This is a genomic window from Niallia sp. FSL R7-0648 (assembly GCF_038007005.1).
Taxonomy (GTDB): domain Bacteria; phylum Bacillota; class Bacilli; order Bacillales; family Cytobacillaceae; genus Niallia; species Niallia circulans.
The window spans coordinates 988974-1006642 of the sequence record NZ_JBBOWE010000001.1; the positions used below are offsets into that span (position 1 = coordinate 988974).

Genomic DNA, 17669 nt, shown 5'->3' on the forward strand with positions numbered 1-17669 from the left:
TTTATTCAAAAATAGATTTATAAAATAAATATTCAGGAGGATACATGAATTATTTTAATATACCTACAGAATTAATTGAAATGATAAAATCTAGGAAGGTCATTCCTTTTATTGGAGCTGGTTTTTCTTCACCTTTAAATTTACCTGAATGGGAAGATCTTTTAAGAGAAATAGCTAGGGATGTAGAAGAAGATTATAAGATTACATATGAAGAAGTAAAAGAATATTGTCAAGGAAATCCATTAGAGATTGCTGAGTATTACCTTATTAAAAGTAATAAAAATATTGGCCCATTAAGACATTCTATTTCTCAAGCGTTCACTTATAAAGTACCTCCAATAATGTCTGGAGCACATGTTGAATTAATAAATTTAGGAGCTCAGCAAATTTATACTACTAATTATGACGATTTATTAGAAAAAACGTACAGATCTTTAGGGGTCAAAGTTGACGTAATAGCAACTGCAAATGATGTTGCTAATATTAAAAATGGAGATTATCAAGTAGTAAAATTTCATGGCGATTTAAAGTATGAGGATACATTAGTTCTAACTGAATCCTCCTATTTTTCTAGATTGAATTTTGATTCTCCAATGGATATTAAGTTTAGAGGGGATATTTTAGGCAAGGCAGTTTTGTTCATGGGATATAGCTTTCGTGATATTAATATACGAATTATCTGGTTTAAATTAATGGAAATGATAAACGGATTAACACAAAATAACAAACCAGTTTCATACATAGTTCGCTTTACTGAAAATCCAGTATTAGAGGAGTTATATAAATCAGTCGGTATTAAGACAATTATTTTAGATCCTAAAAAGCAATTTACTGAAAAAGTAGAGATGAATCAATTATTTGCAGAATTTATGTTTGAAATGGTAAATAAAGCTTCGTATAATAACTTAATTCCAGGGACTAAGGATTCATTGTATTTTTCTAGAGCTTTGTATAATCGTACTATGGGGCTTTTAGAGCATTATTATATGGATGTAGATAATGTAAAAAATACCATGGGTTTATCCTCCAGTTTAGATTTGGTAAGTAAAAGAAAAATCCCTGAAGAATTATATAAGGATATAGAAAAAATACTTCTCTATGTCAGTGCTGAGAATTTTAATTTAAAGGTTTTTACTTCTGAAACTATGCTATATGTTTCAAAAATTGCACTAAAAAAATTAAAAGAAAAGGGATTTAGCGATTACGTATTTCTCACATTACTCACAGGTATAGTATTTAATAGTAAGGTAAGAGAATTAGTAAAAAATGATGATATCTGCTGGGATGAGTTTTGGTCACAAAAAATGATACCGGCTCATGCAGAACGTTTTTTAAGTTTACTATTCTTTTATCATGATAGTAAAACAGATAGTTTAAATATACCTTCTCAAGAGTCTTTTGGTTTTTTAGTAGATATTGCATGTAGAATGTTGGAAGGAAGGATAGTATACAATTCTCCTACATTCATTAAGCAAAAATCAGAAGAAATTATAAATAAGTTAAGTGAATTCTATCCTACGATTAATGATTATATACCGGATGACGAATTTCCTAATATAGAAATGATAACTTTTGAATATATTGAAAAAAATAATCTTTCGAAAACATTAATATAAAAATTAATATCATAGAAATGACTTTTGATAATATATCTTACTTTAAATAAAGATAATTTAAAGTAAGATATAGTTTTATTTAGGAATTGTTGTATTAAGATAGATAAGTTAATAGCATTAGGAGATGCTTAAATGATTTGTCATCTATTTTAGAGACTGGTAGAACTTATATATAATTCATTCTTACTCATCATGAGCTAGATATTCACATAGAAATATATAAATAGTAGGTGGATTAAGATTTTTTCGTAAGACTATTTTATGGATAGCCCTCATGAGTGATTGCCAAAATATGATTATATGTATATACTTATTTTATAATCAACTATACCTTTGATAGTGGAATATGTATAGTTAAATAATTAATGTTAAGTCTATCGAATAAGGAGTGTAGCCAAATGATTCACCAATCTTTGAAAGCGTTCCCTAGTAACTTCCTTTGGGGTGCTGCATCGGCAGCTTATCAAGTAGAGGGTGCATGGAATGAGGATGGCAAGGGAGTATCCATTTGGGATACGTTTGTTAGAATACCGGGAAAAACATTTAAAGGTACAAATGGGGATGTAGCGGTAGATCATTATCATCGTTATAAAGAAGATGTACAGTTAATGGCAGAAATGGGAATGAAGGCATATCGATTTTCTGTTGCTTGGACGCGGATTTTTCCGAATGGAAAAGGAGAGGTAAATCAAGCGGGAATTGACTTTTATAATGATTTAATTGATGAATTAATTAAATATAAAATTGAGCCAGTGCTAACTCTTTATCATTGGGATCTTCCACAAGCATTGCAAGATGAATATGGTGGTTGGGAATCGCGTCAAATTATTGAGGATTTTACGAATTATAGTATTGAATTATTTAAGCAATTTGGAGATCGAGTGAAATATTGGGTAAGTTTAAATGAACAAAATATTTTCACTGGTTTAGGCTATCGAATGGCTGTGCATCCACCTGGAGTAACAGATGAAAAACGATTCTATCAAGTGAACCATCATGCGAATTTAGCGAACGCTAGTGTTATCAAGGCTTTCCGCCAATATGTCCCAAGTGGGAAAATTGGACCTAGCTTTGCTTATTCTCCTGCATATGCTTTAACTTCAAAGCCAGAAGATATTATTGCAGCAGAGAATGCGGAAGAATTAAATAGTCATTGGTGGATGGATATGTATGCTTGGGGCAGATATCCAGAAGCTGCATGGAATTATTTAGAAGCAAATGGATTGGCTCCAGAGGTTGAAGAGGGAGATTTTGAATTATTGCGAGAAGGCACTCCAGATTTCATGGGACTTAACTATTATCAAACAACGACCTTTGAGAAAAATCCTTTAGAAGGCGGAGTAGGCAGTGCTGAAATGAACACTACTGGTAAAAAGGGAACTTCGCAGGATTCAGGAATTCCTGGAGTGTTTAAAACAGTCGAAAATCCAAACTTGGAAAGAACGGATTGGGATTGGAATATTGATCCACAAGGATTGCGGATCGCTCTTCGCAGGATTACAAATAGATATCAGCTTCCTATTCTTATTAGTGAAAATGGCTTAGGTGCTTTTGATAAACTAGAAGAAGGCGATATCATCAATGATGATTACCGTATTGATTTTATTCGAGCACATATAAATGCGATGCAAGAAGCTATTACGGATGGTGTAGATCTGCTAGGATATTGTGTGTGGTCATTTACAGATCTGTTAAGCTGGCTGAATGGCTTCCAAAAACGATATGGTTTTGTCTATATCAATCAGCATGAAGAGGGAACACATGATCTTCGTCGAATCAAGAAGAAGAGCTTTTATTGGTATAAAGAAGTAATTGAATCAAATGGTGAGAATCGCTAGGAAGGTGCAGACCTGCATATATTTGCAGGTTCGCCCTTCTTTTCTTTTCGTATAGATTGCTGCTGTTCGGAAGCGTTTAAAAAAATATTAGGTTGTCTACTTTCATTTTCCTAGGTTTGAGATAGTAAAAGAGATCAAAATAACAACGTTTCTGAGGATGATAACGTAAATTTAATATCATTGTTGTTTTTTGACATCTTCTACTATAATACTAGAGCAATTGGCCATAGATAATAGTTCATCCAAATTTGTAATTTCAAAAGGATAAACCACACCTTTTATATCTGTTTTTAGAGCGATCTTGGCCAATGAAGCTGTAACTATTGCTGTTGTATGATAATCTGAAAAAGTAGATAAGGAAATTGTTCTTATCATTTTTTTATTATCGATATTCCCTTTTACTTCAACGGTAAGAAAAGCATTTTCATTCTTATTAGGGTTGTGTTTTACTACTTTAGAAACCAATTTCTTATTAAGATTTTGAAGTATATTTAAAAGACCAATCTTTCTAAGTAACGAGACTAATTTATTAAAAGGAATGACGTTCCAAGAAGTCCAATAATATATTGGTGCAACTGTCAATTTATCTTTTATAATCATTTTCTCTGAATGTTCTATAAGTCTTACCACCTTTTCTTTTGCATGATTTTGAAAATTCATCTTTCTTTTTTTGGTAAATCCCGAAAGGACATTATTTTGAAATTTAACTGGCTGTGCAATTATACTTAACATATCAAAAATTCCAGTAACTCCTGCTTGGGCATTGGCATTTTGTAATAATGCTACATTTATTTCTGTTATTTCCTGAAACTCTGCAATAGCTTTTTGTGTGATCAAGCCAGATAAACCAGGGAAAAAACCGGACATGACAACAGAAGCTGTATTATTCTTTTCAGCACGTTGATTTAGTTCCTGCACTGTCTCTACAAAGTCATAAAATGGGGTGACATCAATACACAATATTTTATTTTCTATACAAGTTTTTTGAATAGATGGTGTTTTCTGTTTTAATCCAACAATTACAATATCCACATTACGAATTACTTTTTTTATATTTTCTTCATTATCAACATCTAAATATTGGAATTCTACTCCACTGTTTAATGAGTTTGCTAAATTTTTCCCTCTTTTAATTTTATAATCTGTCACTACTAACTTTATTGAATTATTAAATATTCTCAGTAATTCAGTACAGATTAATTTGCCTAATACTCCAGCAGCTCCAACAACTATAACTTTTTCCACTTTTATACCTTCTCTCTATAAAACTAAGACGACCTTAGCTTATTTCTGTTATAGCTAAATAGACTGTTTTAAAGCTCTTCGTTAAATTAAAAAATCTTTACGTTTATAAATACGAAAGTAGTTAATATAAGAAATATGAAGAAGACAAGGGAAACTTATACATTCTTATATTATTAGATTAATTTTATCATAATATTTTCCAGTGAAAACAGTAGAAATATGGATATATACACTGAAATCTTTATATACATATCTCCATATTTTCATGTGAGAATAATCTATGCGAAAACAGCCTGCTTTTCTTTTAGTCTAATTATCTTTTTATATTTTCTGCTAGACATAAAAATGACAAAAGATGTTCATGGAATCGTCAAAAATCCACTCCATTTTTACCTTAAAAAGAATATATAATGAAACTGCAAAAGATGTATTTCAATTATTTCTTTTGAACACTATGATGAAAAAATCCTTACTCCAATAGAGTGTATCGTCAAGAAGGATAATTTGGGGATATGACTATTCTCATTAGCATAGTGATAAGAGGACTTATGAAATTTATGAACGGATTGTTTATTATGGATTTCCATGTGATTTATTTCACAAAATAATTACCTTACTAGATAAGTCTTGGAGGGACGAAAATGAAAAAGAGATTAGTGATGATTGGAAATGGAATGGCAGGAGTTCGGACGATTGAAGAAATATTGAAGAGAAATGCTGACCTTTTTGACATAACGATTATTGGGGATGAGCCTTATCCAAACTATAATCGGATTATGCTTTCAAATGTTTTGCAAGGGAAAACAACTGTAAATGATATTCATATTAATGACTGGAAGTGGTATCAAGAGAATCATATTCATCTTTTAACAGGCGAAAAAGCAATAAAGATTGATCGCGAAGAGAAAGCGGTCCTTACGGATAAAGGAAAAACGATAGAATATGATGAACTTATCCTTGCAACAGGATCTAGTGCCTTTATTTTACCGATCCCTGGAAGTGATTTAGAAGGTGTAATTGGATTCAGAACCATTGACGATACGGAAAAAATGATGGAAACAGCAAAGACTTATAAAAAAGCGGTTGTTATTGGCGGAGGATTACTAGGATTAGAAGCCGCAAGAGGATTAATAGATCGTGGAATGGAAGTTCATGTTGTTCACTTATTGCCAACTTTAATGGAGCAGCAGTTAGATGCAGCAGCAGCAAATCTTCTTAGAAAAGATTTAGAAGCACAAGGTATGAAATTCTTAATGGAAAAACAGACGGCAGAGATATATGGAGATAAACGAGTTCAAGGATTGAAATTTACAGATGGAACAACAGTTGATTGTGATCTTGTCGTAATGGCTGTTGGTATTAGACCAAATGTAGCAATTGCCCGTGAGGCAGGGTTAGAAGTGAATCGCGCGATCATTGTTAATGATCATATGGTTACATCTGACCCATCTGTCTTTGCAGTAGGGGAATGTGCAGAGCATAATGGAATTGCCTATGGATTAGTTGCTCCTCTATATGAACAAGGAATGGCTCTTGCTGATCATATAACAGGCAAAGAAGGAAAAGGATATCAAGGATCAATTCTTTCTACTCAATTGAAAGTAGCAGGATGTGACTTATTCTCAGGAGGGAAAATCCATGAGGATGAAAATACGGAAGCGATTATTGTTCATGACCAATTTGCAAAAGTCTACAAAAAGATTTTAGTAACAGATAATAAAATTGTTGGAATTGTCTTATACGGAGATGCTTCCGATGGAACTCGGCTATTTAATATGTTGAAGAAACAAGCAGATATTAGTGAGTATACAAGTTCCTCAGTATTGAGCAAGAGCGGGGAGGACGCAGAAGAAGATTTAGCAGCAAGCATGAGTGCAGATGACACTGTATGCGGCTGTAATGGGGTAACAAAAGGTACTATCGTTCATTCTATCCTAGAGCAAGGATTAACTACTTTTGAAGAAGTGAAAGGATGTACAAAGGCAGGAGCATCTTGTGGTAAATGTAAACCACTAGTTGAAGGGATTTTAGCGCATACACTTGGTGACAGTTTTGATGCATCCATTCAAAAAACAGGGATGTGCGGCTGTACAACACTTACTCGTGATGAAGTAGTAGCACAAATAAAAGAAATGCAGCTTAAATCTCCAAAAGAAGTTAGAATGGTGCTTGGTTTTGCAAGTGAAGAAGGCTGTTCAAAATGCCGCCCAGCGTTAAACTATTATATGCGTATGCTGTTCCCAGAAGAGTATGAGGACGATAAGGCATCAAGATTTGTTAATGAGAAAATGGAAGGGAATATTCAAAAAGATGGTACATTCTCCATCATTCCTCGTATGTATGGCGGAACAACTACTGCAGAGGATTTAGTGAAAATCGGAGAGGTAGCGAAAAAATACAATGTGCCATTAGTGAAAATTACCGGGGCAAGCCGGATTGGATTATATGGCGTGAAGAAAGAAGATGTCCCACATGTTTGGGAAGAGCTAGGAATGCGTTCTGGTTATGCTTATTCTAAATCGCTTCGTAACGTAAAATCATGTGTTGGGTCAAGATTTTGCCGCTTCGGCACCCAAGATTCATTGGGACTTGGCATTAAGTTAGAACAAGAACTAGAAATGGTCGACACTCCGCATAAAATGAAAATGGGAGTAACAGGCTGTCCAAGAAACTGTGCAGAAGTATTGACAAAAGACTTTGGTGTTATTTGCGTAGAAAATGGCTATCAATTGTATATTGGTGGAAATGGCGGAACAGAAGTACGTGAATGTGATAGCTTAACAACAGTTCAAACAGAAGAAGAAGTAATTACAATGGCCAAGGCATTTGTTCAATATTATCGTGAGAATGCGAATTATGGAGAAAGAACGGCTCCATGGGTGGAACGTATGGGGATTAAAACAGTGAAAGAAACACTATTAAATGCTAGAAATATGAAACAGTTTGTAAGCAGATTTGATCGTGCAAAATCAACATACGAAGAAGCTTGGTCTTCTGTCTTAAACGACCAAACAAAGAGAGAAATGTATGAAGTGATAAAAGGCTAATAGCTATAGAACAAAAATGGAGGGAATACGAGATGACGGCAACTTTAGAATGGAATAAGATTATGAAACTAGCTGATTTACCTAAACAAATTGGTAAAGAGGTTCATTTAAAAGGAAAATCAATTGCTTTATTTCATCTATCTAATGGAGAGGTTAGAGCTATTGCGAATAACTGTCCCCATCAAAATGGTCCATTGGCAGAAGGAATTGTATCAGGTGAATTTGTTTTCTGTCCATTGCATGATTGGAAAATTTCTTTAGTCACAGGAGAAGTTCAAAAACCAGATGATGGCTGTGTAGAGGTTTATGAAACACAAATAAAAGATGATTATATTTATATAATGGTGTAAGAGATGAATACGAACAAGGGGTATGTAGCATTTGTTGGAGCAGGGCCTGGGGATATTGGTTTAATTACAACTAAGGGGATAGAATGTTTAAAAAAAGCAGATATTGTCTTGTATGATCGACTTGCCAATCCACGCTTATTACGTTTTACAAGCAAAGATTGTGTGTTTATCTATTGTGGAAAATTGCCAAATAATCACATTATGAGACAAGAAAAGATTAACGAAACATTAGTAGCAGAAGCTTTAAAAGGAAAGTATGTTGTGCGGTTAAAAGGAGGAGATCCTTCTGTTTTTGGAAGAGTCGGGGAAGAAGCAGAAGCAATAGCAGCATATGATATTCCTTTTGACATAGTACCTGGTGTGACGTCAAGCATTGCAGCAAGTGCTTATGCCGGTATTCCGGTAACACACCGAGATTATAGTACTAGCTTTACGATACGAACAGGCCATGCTTGTAAGAAAAATGAAGCTGCCATTCATCATAAGCCTAAGCAAGAAGCGATAGGAGATACACTTGCTTATTATATGGGGGTGAAAGGCTTACCGGGAATTTGTGAAAGCTTAATAGCTCAAGGCAAGGCTAGTGACACAAAAGCAGCTGTTATTGAGTGGGCCACTCTGGGAAAACAACGAGTAGTCGAAGGAACCTTAGAAACAATAGTAGAAAAGGTAAAGGAAGCAAAGCTTGGAAACCCAGCACTAACAATAATTGGTGATGTTGTCCAGTTAAGATCGTCTATTGCATGGTTCGAGAAAAAATCCTTTTATCAAAAGAAGCTATTGATTGCAAAAAGCTCATCAGAAGAAAGTGTGCTAGAAAGATATTTTTCTAAAAATGGTGCAGAAGCTTATGCCTTCCCTACCATAAAATCTAACCCTCATTCCTATACAGCGGAGGAGCTGCAATTGATAGTAAATGCGGAAAGGCTGATTTTTGCTTCCGTAGAAGGAGTAGAACTTGTGTTTACCCAGCTGTTTAAAGCAAATTATGATGTGAGGGATCTTCCTCGACAAATAGAACATCTGTCTGATAAAACACGCAAGGAATTAGAAAAAAGAGGCATACACAGTCTAAAGGCATCGTATGACAAAAGAAGTGCTATTTTAATAGGAAATGAACAAGCAATCGAGAAACAAGCCTTCTCCGATAATTTACTAGCACTACCTAGCCATACTATTGAAATAGATGAACGTTTTCAAGAAGTAAATGAACGCTTGTTGACAGAAAACCAATGGGAAACGGTTATTTTTCCCAATAAACGGTCTATTGATTTATTTTTACAAGAATGGCGTAAATTTAGCACGCAGAATCCGATGGAATTGTCATTCGCGGCAATCGGCCAATCGGTGCAGGAGTATGCTGTTAAGCAGGGATTTAATCATATAGATGAACAGGTACAGCAAGTATTAGATAATCAGAAATGGAAGTGTGGAAGCTGATGGATGCAGTTGTGTATATTGGCCATGGCAGCCGTATAATTGAAGGTAATAAACAATTCATCGCATTTATCGAAGAAGCAAAAAAAGAAATAAATATTCCTGTTCAAGAAATTGCTTTCTTAGAATTAGCGTCACCATCTATTGATGAAACGATGGAAAAAGTAATCCGGGCTGGAGCAAGGGATATTCTCGTCGTACCTGTTCTATTATTTTCAGCAGCTCATTTTAAAAGAGATATACCAGAAGAATTACTGGCAGTGAAAGAAAGGTTTCCAGAAGTACGATTTTCTGTTTCTAAACCATTTGATGTCCATCCCAAAATGATGAACTTAGTTAGGAAAAGAATCTATGAAAAAGGATGGGATCATGATGGAGTAATTCTATTAGTCGGGAGGGGCAGCAGTGATCCCGAACCAATTGGGAAGCTGAAGAAAATAAGTGAGCATATACAAAAACAATTAGCTTGCTCTGTATATCCTGCATTTTTAACAGCAGGGAAGCCAGACTTTGATGAGGAACTACAAAAGCTTCAATTAGCATATAACAAGATTTATATTGTCCCTTATTTACTTTTTACAGGAAGGTTATTAAAAAGAATCGAAAGCAAGATAGAAAACAGCGACAAAGAAGTGATTGTTTGTCAGTCTTTAAAATACGACCATTTGATGAAGGAAGTTTTGCTGGAAAGAATGGAAGAGCAATTCATGAGCCTTACAATATAAAACAAAAAGGTAGAGGAGTGTCGTTATGAAAGAGGTTATTACTGCATTTAGTAATACGGCATTAATGAAAAGCAATGCTTTAAATACAAGTAAAAAGAAGTATTTAGTTGGTTCAATGCTTGCTGGTTTTTTTGTTGGATTAGGAATTATTCTTATTTTTACAATTGGCGGCTTACTTGGTGCGACTGGATTTGCAGGTACCAAAATTGTCATGGGAGTCTCCTTTGGGATTGCATTGAGTTTAGTTATTATGGCAGGGGCTGACTTATTTACCGGTAATAATATGGTAATGACAATAGGCATGCTGGAGAATAAAGTCACATGGAAGGATACCGGAAAAGTGTGGGGATACAGCTATATCGGCAACTTTATCGGCTCTATTATCGTTGCATTATTATTTAGTTATTCTGGTTTGGCAATTGGAGGGGTAGCAGAATTTATAACAAACGGAGCGGCAGCAAAAATGAATGCTCCTTTTATGGAATTATTGATTCGAGGGATTCTCTGTAATATTCTCGTTTGTTTAGCAGTTTGGTGTTCCGTAAAATTAAAGGATGAAACAGCGAAATTAATTATGATCTTTTGGTGTCTGTTTGCCTTTATTACATCTGGCTTTGAACATAGTGTCGCCAATATGACCTTGTTGTCTATTGCACTCATCATTCCTCATCCTGAAACCGTATCGATCGGCGGACTAATTGCTAATTTACTGCCAGTTACAATTGGGAATATTATCGGTGGAGCTGTTTTTGTAGGAGCTGCTTATTGGTATCATATATCAGAGAAGACAAAAGCAGTGGTTAAATCTTTTAAAAAAGAGGCTTAAATTTACTTATTTATGTGAATAATATCACAAATTGGCTATCTCGTTTGAAAAAAGAGATAGCTTATTTATATTTTTTCGGCATAAGTTTAAAAGCGTATAACGTATTATTTTCGGAACAAAATAAAAGGTGGGAAAAAACGTATTTTAAAGGATGTGCAAAAAAGTGGTTACAAAAATAAATGAAATACTTCAGCCTATTCAACAATATAGTCAACCATTTAAGAATATAGAAGATTTGCGGCACTTAATCAAAAAAGCAAGTAAGGCAAAATATGCATTATTAGGAGAAGCCACCCATGGTACGGCAGAATTTTATACGATTCGAGCAGAGATAAGCAAGAAGTTGATTAGTGAGTATGGTTTTTCCTTTATTGCTGTGGAAGGAGATTGGCCTTCCTGCTATGAGGTGAACCGATACATCAAGGGAAGATCTAATTATACCGATGCCAGGGAGGTGCTCTCACAATTCCAGCGATGGCCGACGTGGATGTGGGCAAATGAAGAAATTATTCCGCTTATTGAGTGGCTGAAAGAACATAACCAATCGAAGCAGGAAGAAGAAAAGGTTGGTTTTTATGGGATTGATGTTTATAGCTTATGGGAATCGATGGAAGCGATTATTGCCTATTTGCAAAAAATAAATTCTCCAGATCTTGAAAAGGCAATGCAGGCCATTACTTGTTTTCAACCATATAATAAGCGGCCAGAGCAATATGGCATGTCTGCAGCATTTTTAGGGGAAAGCTGTCGGGAGGAAGTACTAGAGCTTTTACATTCCATTATGTCAAAAAGAAAGCAGTATTTGGAGGAGAATAGGGAAAACTACCTTAATTTGCAAATGAACGGAATCGTATCGAAAAATGCAGAATCCTATTATAAAACAATGCTTACAGATGATACAGAATCTTGGAATATTCGTGATCATCATATGGTGGAAGCTTTAGAAATCATCCGTCATTTTTATGGGGAGGAAGCGAAGGGAATTGTTTGGGAACATAATACGCATATTGGTGATGCGAGAGCAACTAGTATGGAGCAAGAAGGCATAGTAAATGTTGGACAAATAACAAGGGAAAAGTTTGGGTCGCAAAATGTATATGCTATTGGTTTTGGTACATATAAAGGGACTGTCATTGCAGCGGAGAAATGGGGAGATCCTTATAAAATAATGAATATACCCGAAGCCCAAAAGAACAGCTGGGAAGAGCAGCTTCATCGGGTTGGCGCTTTTAATCAAACATTCATCTTTACGGAAGATAACCGCCGTTTTTTTAACCAAATAATCGGTCATCGCGCAATCGGAGTTATTTATGATGCAGCATATGAACAGTATGGAAATTATGTCCCGACGAAAGTTTCTGAACGTTATGATGGGTTTATTTTCGTTGATCAGTCGACAGCAGTTACACCGATTGCGTTCAATGCTGAAACAAGTAACCATGGGTAAACGAAAAAAGTCTAAATAATTTTAAGTAGCCAAAAAAAGCTAGAATAGAAGCTTTTTGGCTATTTTTCATTAGAAAAAGTGCTGTTAGTTTAATCACAGACAATCGTTTGCCCATGTTTCGAGGCTGGCAGACTGATACTTGCCTAGCCACTTTAAAGTATCGCAACAAGATAGATGGAATTACAGCGCACTATGACATAGATTGGGATTAGTCTTTAAAGCATTGAAACGATTAATCTGCTTATAGGGGATAAAGTAGCAAAAATGGAGGCTAACGATTTAGTGTTAACCTCCATTTCGTATGAATGATTATAGTTTAGCACCTAGCTGAACTTTATTGTTCCATTCTTAAAAGAAGAGCTCATTTGATAAGAACCTTTGGGGAAAATAAACGTCCAAGGCATACTTGTATGGGCTGGAATAACAAAATTTGGAAGGGTGAAAGTCCTTTCAGCAATGATATCTCGGTTAATAGAATAAGCCAATTTAGTATCATGGAATACCAGTGGACTATCTGCGAAATTATGAACCAATACAGAAACAAGCAATGCTTCTTTGTGATTAAATGCTTCTCGGATAGGGGAGAAAAGGATGTTTAAACTTGTTAAATCCTTAGTTTCTCGGAAGATTTTTTCTAAATTTATTCGATCCTGAGGTGCTAATTGTTTATCCCAGGAAGCTTCAAATTGTAATTGCTGCATATGCACAAAACCACCTTTTGAAGTGAGTGTAACATAAGTGAATGAAAGAATCTATTAATGCTGACTTATGCACTATTTGTTTTTCTTAGTCAGTAAATTTAAGATGAAATCTAAACCGAAAGCAACTAGCAATCCTGACCAAAAAATGACGGTTGTGCTAAAAGGCTCCTTCTTGAAAAACAGGGAGCTGGTACAGTTGATAAATAACAATAATAAATAGATGTAGAACCCGGCTATTGCTCCTTTTCGCCAATTAGCCGCTTCACTGTTAGACATTTTTCTGAAAAACATTATTCTCATACACCTACTTTAATTTTCTGCGTTACCATTATTTTACCATTAACTAGTTTTTAGTTTAATAGACATTATCTATTTTCTGTAAATGAAATTAATACTAAACAGAACAAATGTTTTGGTGTAGAATAGTAATGTTGCAAAACTATTAAATGTTAGAGGGGTAATCAACTTGAATGGAACATCACATGCTGTAATTGGATCAGCGACTGGATTTATTGTTGCTAATACGGTGCAATCCACACCGTCAGAGACACTCTTGTTTGTTTCTTTAGGAGCAGTGTCTGGATTAATTCCCGATCTTGATATTGATGGGAAACTTAGAGGGAAAATTACTTTGCCCCATCAAATGATTCAACTATCTGCCCAAGTCATCGGAATAATGATGATTCTATATAGCTTCTTTGATAGAACGGCTTTAGAGAGGTGGATGGGTGTCGGAATCGGTATACTGATTTTATTTATTGCATCTTTGATTAAACAAAAACATATGCTTACTATCACTGGTATCGCTGTTCTGATGGGAGGAATATCTCTAGAAGAGCGCTGGATTATTCTGCTGGGAATTTATATCATGATTGCATCCTTTACTTCCCATCGAAGTTATACACACTCCATCTTAGGGGTGATCTTTTTTGGAATTATTGCAGCTGATTTAGAGACATCACTCGATATTAATGGATTGTTTTACACTTGTATAGGCGGATACATAAGTCATCTACTAGCTGATTTAAAAATACTGCCAGTTAATAAGCGCGGTGTTAAACTGTTCTTACCTTTATCATCAAAGGAATTTTAATTAGTTGATAGTTATCTATCTTTATACATAACTAGAAGTTAGATAGGAAGAATCCCCCATTCAGGCGTGAGGAGGATTCTTTCTATTGGAAGCATAAATCATTAACATTGTCTAATCAGTTATAATCGAAGTTTACATGTGATTATGTTATAATATGGAAAAAGAGGTGGCGTTAAGTATGGGATACGCTTTTCGCAAGAGTTTTAAAATAGCTCCTGGTGTTCGTGTAAATGTGGGCAAAAAAAGTGTGGGCATAAGCGCTGGTGTAAAAGGGTTAAGATACAGTGTGAACTCACGGACAGGCAGTAGAGTGACAGCAAGTATTCCAGGAACAGGATTATCTTATAGTACGTCAGGATCGGGAAGCAGAAGTAGAAAATCGCCTGCCTATCAAAGACAAACTGATATAAATAGAAGACAACGAGAGATAGCAAAGCTAAATGAATTAGAGCAGGCAAGACTTGCAGTGGAGGCATATGAAAATACAATTGAACGTATCCATAGCATTCATATAGAAGCAGATGACCCTGTTAATTGGATTAAAGTAAGAGGTTCAGAAGCACCTTATCAACTTCTAAGTGGAGAAATGGGGGAAAAGGAAAAAGCGGCATTACAGAAGCTGCAAAATTATAAACCAAGTCTTTTTTCTAAACTTTTCAATCGAGAAGCTGCGGAACAGAAGCTGCGAGAAGAAGTGATAGCAGCAAGCGAACAGGATAAACAAGAATATCTTGCCTGGGAGCGAGACGTACAGGTTGCTACAAAGGTGTTAGAAGGGGATATAGATACATATTTTCAAGTTATCGAAGAATTTGCTCCATTAGACGACTTAACGGAATTTGGAAGCGGGTTTGAATTTGGCTGCGAGGACCCGAAAGTAATGGAAATTGAATTTGAAGTAAATACAGAGGATGTTGTTCCGAAAGAACAATTATCTTTAACGAAAACAGGGAAACTTTCTAAAAAACAAATGCCGAAGGGCAGATACTTTGATATTCAACAAGATTACGTATGCAGCTGTGTAATCCGAATTGCCCGTGATATGTTTGCTTTATTACCCTTACATACAGTCTATATCCATGCAGTCGATAATCGTTTAAATACCGCAACCGGATATATAGAGAAAATCACCATTCTATCTGTCAAATTAGAAAGAGGCAAACTAAATAGATTAAATTTTGCTAATATCGACTGCTCCGACGCTTTAGAAGCTTTCGAACACAAAATGAATTTCAAAAAGACTAAAGGCTTTGAACCAGTCACTCGATTAGCGATGAAATAAGAGAATCAGAGGAGACGATTCTAATGAGGGCTTTTTTAATGCAAGGGACTCAGAAGAACGTTTCCTTGATACCCTTGCTTTTTTTTATTAATGAGTTTATTATATAAATCGTAATGATTACGATTTATATAAAATAGAGGAGTGGTAAAATGAAAAAAATACCAATTACGGTGCTAAGTGGTTATTTAGGGGCAGGGAAGACGACTTTGCTGAATCATATTTTACATAATCGAGATGGGTTGAAGGTTGCAGTAATTGTAAATGACATGAGTGAAGTGAATATTGATAGTGAATTAGTGCAAACGGTAGGTGGATTTTCCCGAACAGAGGAGAAGCTTGTAGAAATGTCTAATGGCTGCATTTGCTGTACATTGCGTGAAGATTTGCTTGTTGAAGTGGAAAGGCTGGCGACAGAAGGGGATATTGATTATATTTTAATTGAATCCTCGGGTATTAGTGAGCCTATCCCGGTTGCTCAGACTTTTTCTTATATTGACGAAGAGATGGGGATTGACCTAACAAAGTTTTGCAAGCTGGATACAATGGTAACGGTCGTAGATGCAAATCGCTTTTGGCATGATTATGAGTCAGGAGACTCACTGCTTGATCGAAAAGAGGCAGTGGGAGAAGAGGATGACAGAAATGTCGCTGATTTATTAATCGACCAAATTGAATTTTGCGATGTTCTCATCTTGAATAAATGTGATTTAGTAAAAGCGGAGGATTTGGACAAATTAGAGAAGGTAATTAGAACGTTGCAGCCAGTTGCTAGAATTATTCGCACAGTGAACAGCGAGATAGATCCTCACGAAATACTAGATACGAATCTATTTGACTTTGACAGGGCTAGTGAATCGGCAGGCTGGCTCAGAGAGTTAAATTTGGGTCCGAGCATGCATACTCCAGAAACAGAGGAATATGGAATTAGCTCGTTTGTTTATTCTAGTAAAAAGCCATTTCATTCAGAACGTTTTAATGATTGGTGCAATTCAATGCCAATCTCTATTGTACGGGCGAAAGGGATAGCATGGTGTGCGACGAGGAATGACTTAGCATTATTATTATCGCAGGCAGGTCCTTCTGTAAGTATTGAGCCAATTTCTTACTGGGTTGCAGCACTTCCAGAAGTTAGGCAAGAGGAAATTTTGCAGGTCAATCCTAGTTTGCGCGGAAATTGGACCCTCAATTTGGAGACAGACATACAAAACTTGTATTAATCGGAATGGATTTAAATGTAGAGCTTATAAAAAAGGAACTGGATGAATGTTTATTAACAGAAGAAGAGTTTCTTGGAGAGTGGCAGCAGTTGAGAGATCCATTTTATTGGCAGTTATCAGCAAGATGATTTCGCAGAAGCAGAAAACTTGCAAATCGTAATCATTTCGTTTTAATATATAAGAAGAGTATAAATTAAATAATTTTTGATTGGGTAAATCGTAATGGTAACGATTTGTAGAAAAGGAGGAAAAAAGCTTGGCAAAAAAATCAAAGGTAGTAAAAGAAAGAAAAAGAAGAGAAATAGTGGAGAAATACGCTGAAATCCGCAGAGAGTTGAAGGAGAGGGGCGATTTTGAAGCATTAAGAAAACTGCCGAGAGATTCCTCACCTACTAGGTTAAAAAATAGATGTGAAGCTACAGGAAGGCCGAGAGGTTATTTAAGAAAATTCAAAATGTCTAGGATTGCATTTAGAGAGTATGCGCATAAAGGACAAATACCTGGTGTGAAAAAATCTAGCTGGTAATAAGAAAAATTGGAGGAATGATTAGTATGAAAAAAGGAATACATCCAAATTATCAAGAAGTTGTTTTTATGGATGTTAATAGCGGATTCCAATTTTTATCTGGATCCACTAAACAATCAAAAGAAGAAATTGTTTGGAAAGATGGAAAAACCTACCCGCTTCTAAAAGTAGAAATCAGTTCTGATACACATCCCTTTTATACTGGACGTCAAAAATTCTCCGATCGTGGTGGTAGAGTGGAACGCTTTTATGAAAAATATAAACAAAAAAAATCATAATAAATGAGTGTGATTTCCGTTTTCTTTTCTAGTGAAATGTT

At 35.3% G+C, this 17669-nt stretch carries 14 protein-coding genes and 1 pseudogene; 13 read left to right on the forward strand and 2 right to left on the reverse strand.

Going from position 1 to position 17669, the window contains the following annotated elements; translation table 11 throughout:
• Positions 1-44 precede the first annotated feature (44 nt).
• Positions 45-1616: an SIR2 family protein gene (locus tag NSQ89_RS04670; RefSeq protein WP_341132307.1), complete on the forward strand. Its 1572-nt coding sequence runs from the start codon at positions 45-47 to the stop codon at positions 1614-1616.
• Positions 1617-2014: 398 nt separating this feature from the next.
• On the forward strand, positions 2015-3454 hold the full coding sequence (locus NSQ89_RS04675) for a glycoside hydrolase family 1 protein (RefSeq protein ID WP_341132308.1): 1440 nt from the start codon (positions 2015-2017) through the stop codon (positions 3452-3454).
• A gap of 177 nt (positions 3455-3631) precedes the next feature.
• On the opposite strand, the gene NSQ89_RS04680 is transcribed toward NSQ89_RS04675, so the two are convergent.
• Complete coding sequence (locus tag NSQ89_RS04680) at positions 3632-4699, reverse strand: saccharopine dehydrogenase NADP-binding domain-containing protein (RefSeq protein ID WP_341132309.1); 1068 nt, start codon at positions 4697-4699, stop codon at positions 3632-3634.
• Between the two features lie 641 nt (positions 4700-5340).
• Between NSQ89_RS04680 and nirB the strand changes: the two genes are divergently transcribed.
• The 6 genes from nirB to NSQ89_RS04710 all read left to right on the forward strand — a co-directional run bounded on the left by nirB (position 5341) and on the right by NSQ89_RS04710 (position 12531).
• Positions 5341-7746, forward strand: a complete 2406-nt coding sequence (gene nirB / locus NSQ89_RS04685; RefSeq protein WP_047941449.1) for a nitrite reductase large subunit NirB — start codon at positions 5341-5343, stop codon at positions 7744-7746.
• 32 nt (positions 7747-7778) lie between these two features.
• Positions 7779-8096, forward strand: coding sequence for a nitrite reductase small subunit NirD (gene nirD, locus NSQ89_RS04690; protein WP_047941450.1), 318 nt, complete (start codon positions 7779-7781; stop codon positions 8094-8096).
• A 3-nt stretch (positions 8097-8099) separates the two neighbouring features.
• The gene (gene cobA / locus NSQ89_RS04695; protein WP_341117526.1) at positions 8100-9536 is read left to right on the forward strand and encodes a uroporphyrinogen-III C-methyltransferase; all 1437 of its coding nucleotides are present in this window, start codon (positions 8100-8102) and stop codon (positions 9534-9536) included.
• Complete coding sequence (locus tag NSQ89_RS04700; protein WP_341132310.1) at positions 9536-10258, forward strand: sirohydrochlorin chelatase; 723 nt, start codon at positions 9536-9538, stop codon at positions 10256-10258. The genes cobA and NSQ89_RS04700 overlap by 1 nt, the downstream gene beginning before the upstream one ends.
• 25 nt (positions 10259-10283) lie before the next feature.
• Positions 10284-11084 carry a formate/nitrite transporter family protein gene (locus NSQ89_RS04705; RefSeq protein ID WP_061800207.1) on the forward strand — a complete coding sequence of 267 codons (801 nt, stop codon included), beginning with the start codon at positions 10284-10286 and terminating at the stop codon, positions 11082-11084.
• 163 nt (positions 11085-11247) lie between these two features.
• Positions 11248-12531: an erythromycin esterase family protein gene (locus NSQ89_RS04710; protein WP_236691782.1), complete on the forward strand. Its 1284-nt coding sequence runs from the start codon at positions 11248-11250 to the stop codon at positions 12529-12531.
• Between the two features lie 323 nt (positions 12532-12854).
• On the opposite strand, the gene NSQ89_RS04715 is transcribed toward NSQ89_RS04710, so the two are convergent.
• Complete coding sequence (locus NSQ89_RS04715) at positions 12855-13232, reverse strand: SLAP domain-containing protein (protein WP_341132311.1); 378 nt, start codon at positions 13230-13232, stop codon at positions 12855-12857.
• A gap of 466 nt (positions 13233-13698) precedes the next feature.
• On the opposite strand from NSQ89_RS04715, the gene NSQ89_RS04720 reads away from it, so the two are divergent.
• The 5 genes and pseudogenes from NSQ89_RS04720 to NSQ89_RS04740 all read left to right on the forward strand — a co-directional run bounded on the left by NSQ89_RS04720 (position 13699) and on the right by NSQ89_RS04740 (position 17628).
• Complete coding sequence (locus NSQ89_RS04720) at positions 13699-14325, forward strand: metal-dependent hydrolase (protein ID WP_047941456.1); 627 nt, start codon at positions 13699-13701, stop codon at positions 14323-14325.
• Positions 14326-14503: 178 nt separating this feature from the next.
• Positions 14504-15607, forward strand: a complete 1104-nt coding sequence (locus NSQ89_RS04725) for a DUF4236 domain-containing protein (RefSeq protein ID WP_341132312.1) — start codon at positions 14504-14506, stop codon at positions 15605-15607.
• Between the two features lie 149 nt (positions 15608-15756).
• Positions 15757-16952: pseudogene (locus NSQ89_RS04730) on the forward strand (GTP-binding protein).
• A 128-nt stretch (positions 16953-17080) separates the two neighbouring features.
• A complete protein-coding gene (gene rpsN / locus NSQ89_RS04735; protein WP_095320319.1) occupies positions 17081-17350 on the forward strand; it encodes a 30S ribosomal protein S14 in 270 nt (89 codons plus the stop codon).
• 26 nt (positions 17351-17376) lie between these two features.
• On the forward strand, positions 17377-17628 hold the full coding sequence (locus NSQ89_RS04740; RefSeq protein ID WP_047941460.1) for a type B 50S ribosomal protein L31: 252 nt from the start codon (positions 17377-17379) through the stop codon (positions 17626-17628).
• Positions 17629-17669: the final 41 nt, after the last annotated feature.

Bases quoted from the DNA above. Each gene is read 5' to 3' on its own strand.
- NSQ89_RS04670 (WP_341132307.1), top strand. From the start codon at position 45: ATGAATTATTTTAATATACCTACAGAATTAATTGAAATGATAAAATCT.
- NSQ89_RS04675 (WP_341132308.1), top strand. From the start codon at position 2,015: ATGATTCACCAATCTTTGAAAGCGTTCCCTAGTAACTTCCTTTGGGGT.
- nirB (WP_047941449.1), top strand. From the start codon at position 5,341: ATGAAAAAGAGATTAGTGATGATTGGAAATGGAATGGCAGGAGTTCGG.
- nirD (WP_047941450.1), top strand. From the start codon at position 7,779: ATGACGGCAACTTTAGAATGGAATAAGATTATGAAACTAGCTGATTTA.
- cobA (WP_341117526.1), top strand. From the start codon at position 8,100: ATGAATACGAACAAGGGGTATGTAGCATTTGTTGGAGCAGGGCCTGGG.
- NSQ89_RS04700 (WP_341132310.1), top strand. From the start codon at position 9,536: ATGGATGCAGTTGTGTATATTGGCCATGGCAGCCGTATAATTGAAGGT.
- NSQ89_RS04705 (WP_061800207.1), top strand. From the start codon at position 10,284: ATGAAAGAGGTTATTACTGCATTTAGTAATACGGCATTAATGAAAAGC.
- NSQ89_RS04715 (WP_341132311.1), bottom strand. From the start codon at position 13,232: ATGCAGCAATTACAATTTGAAGCTTCCTGGGATAAACAATTAGCACCT.
- NSQ89_RS04725 (WP_341132312.1), top strand. From the start codon at position 14,504: ATGGGATACGCTTTTCGCAAGAGTTTTAAAATAGCTCCTGGTGTTCGT.
- NSQ89_RS04740 (WP_047941460.1), top strand. From the start codon at position 17,377: ATGAAAAAAGGAATACATCCAAATTATCAAGAAGTTGTTTTTATGGAT.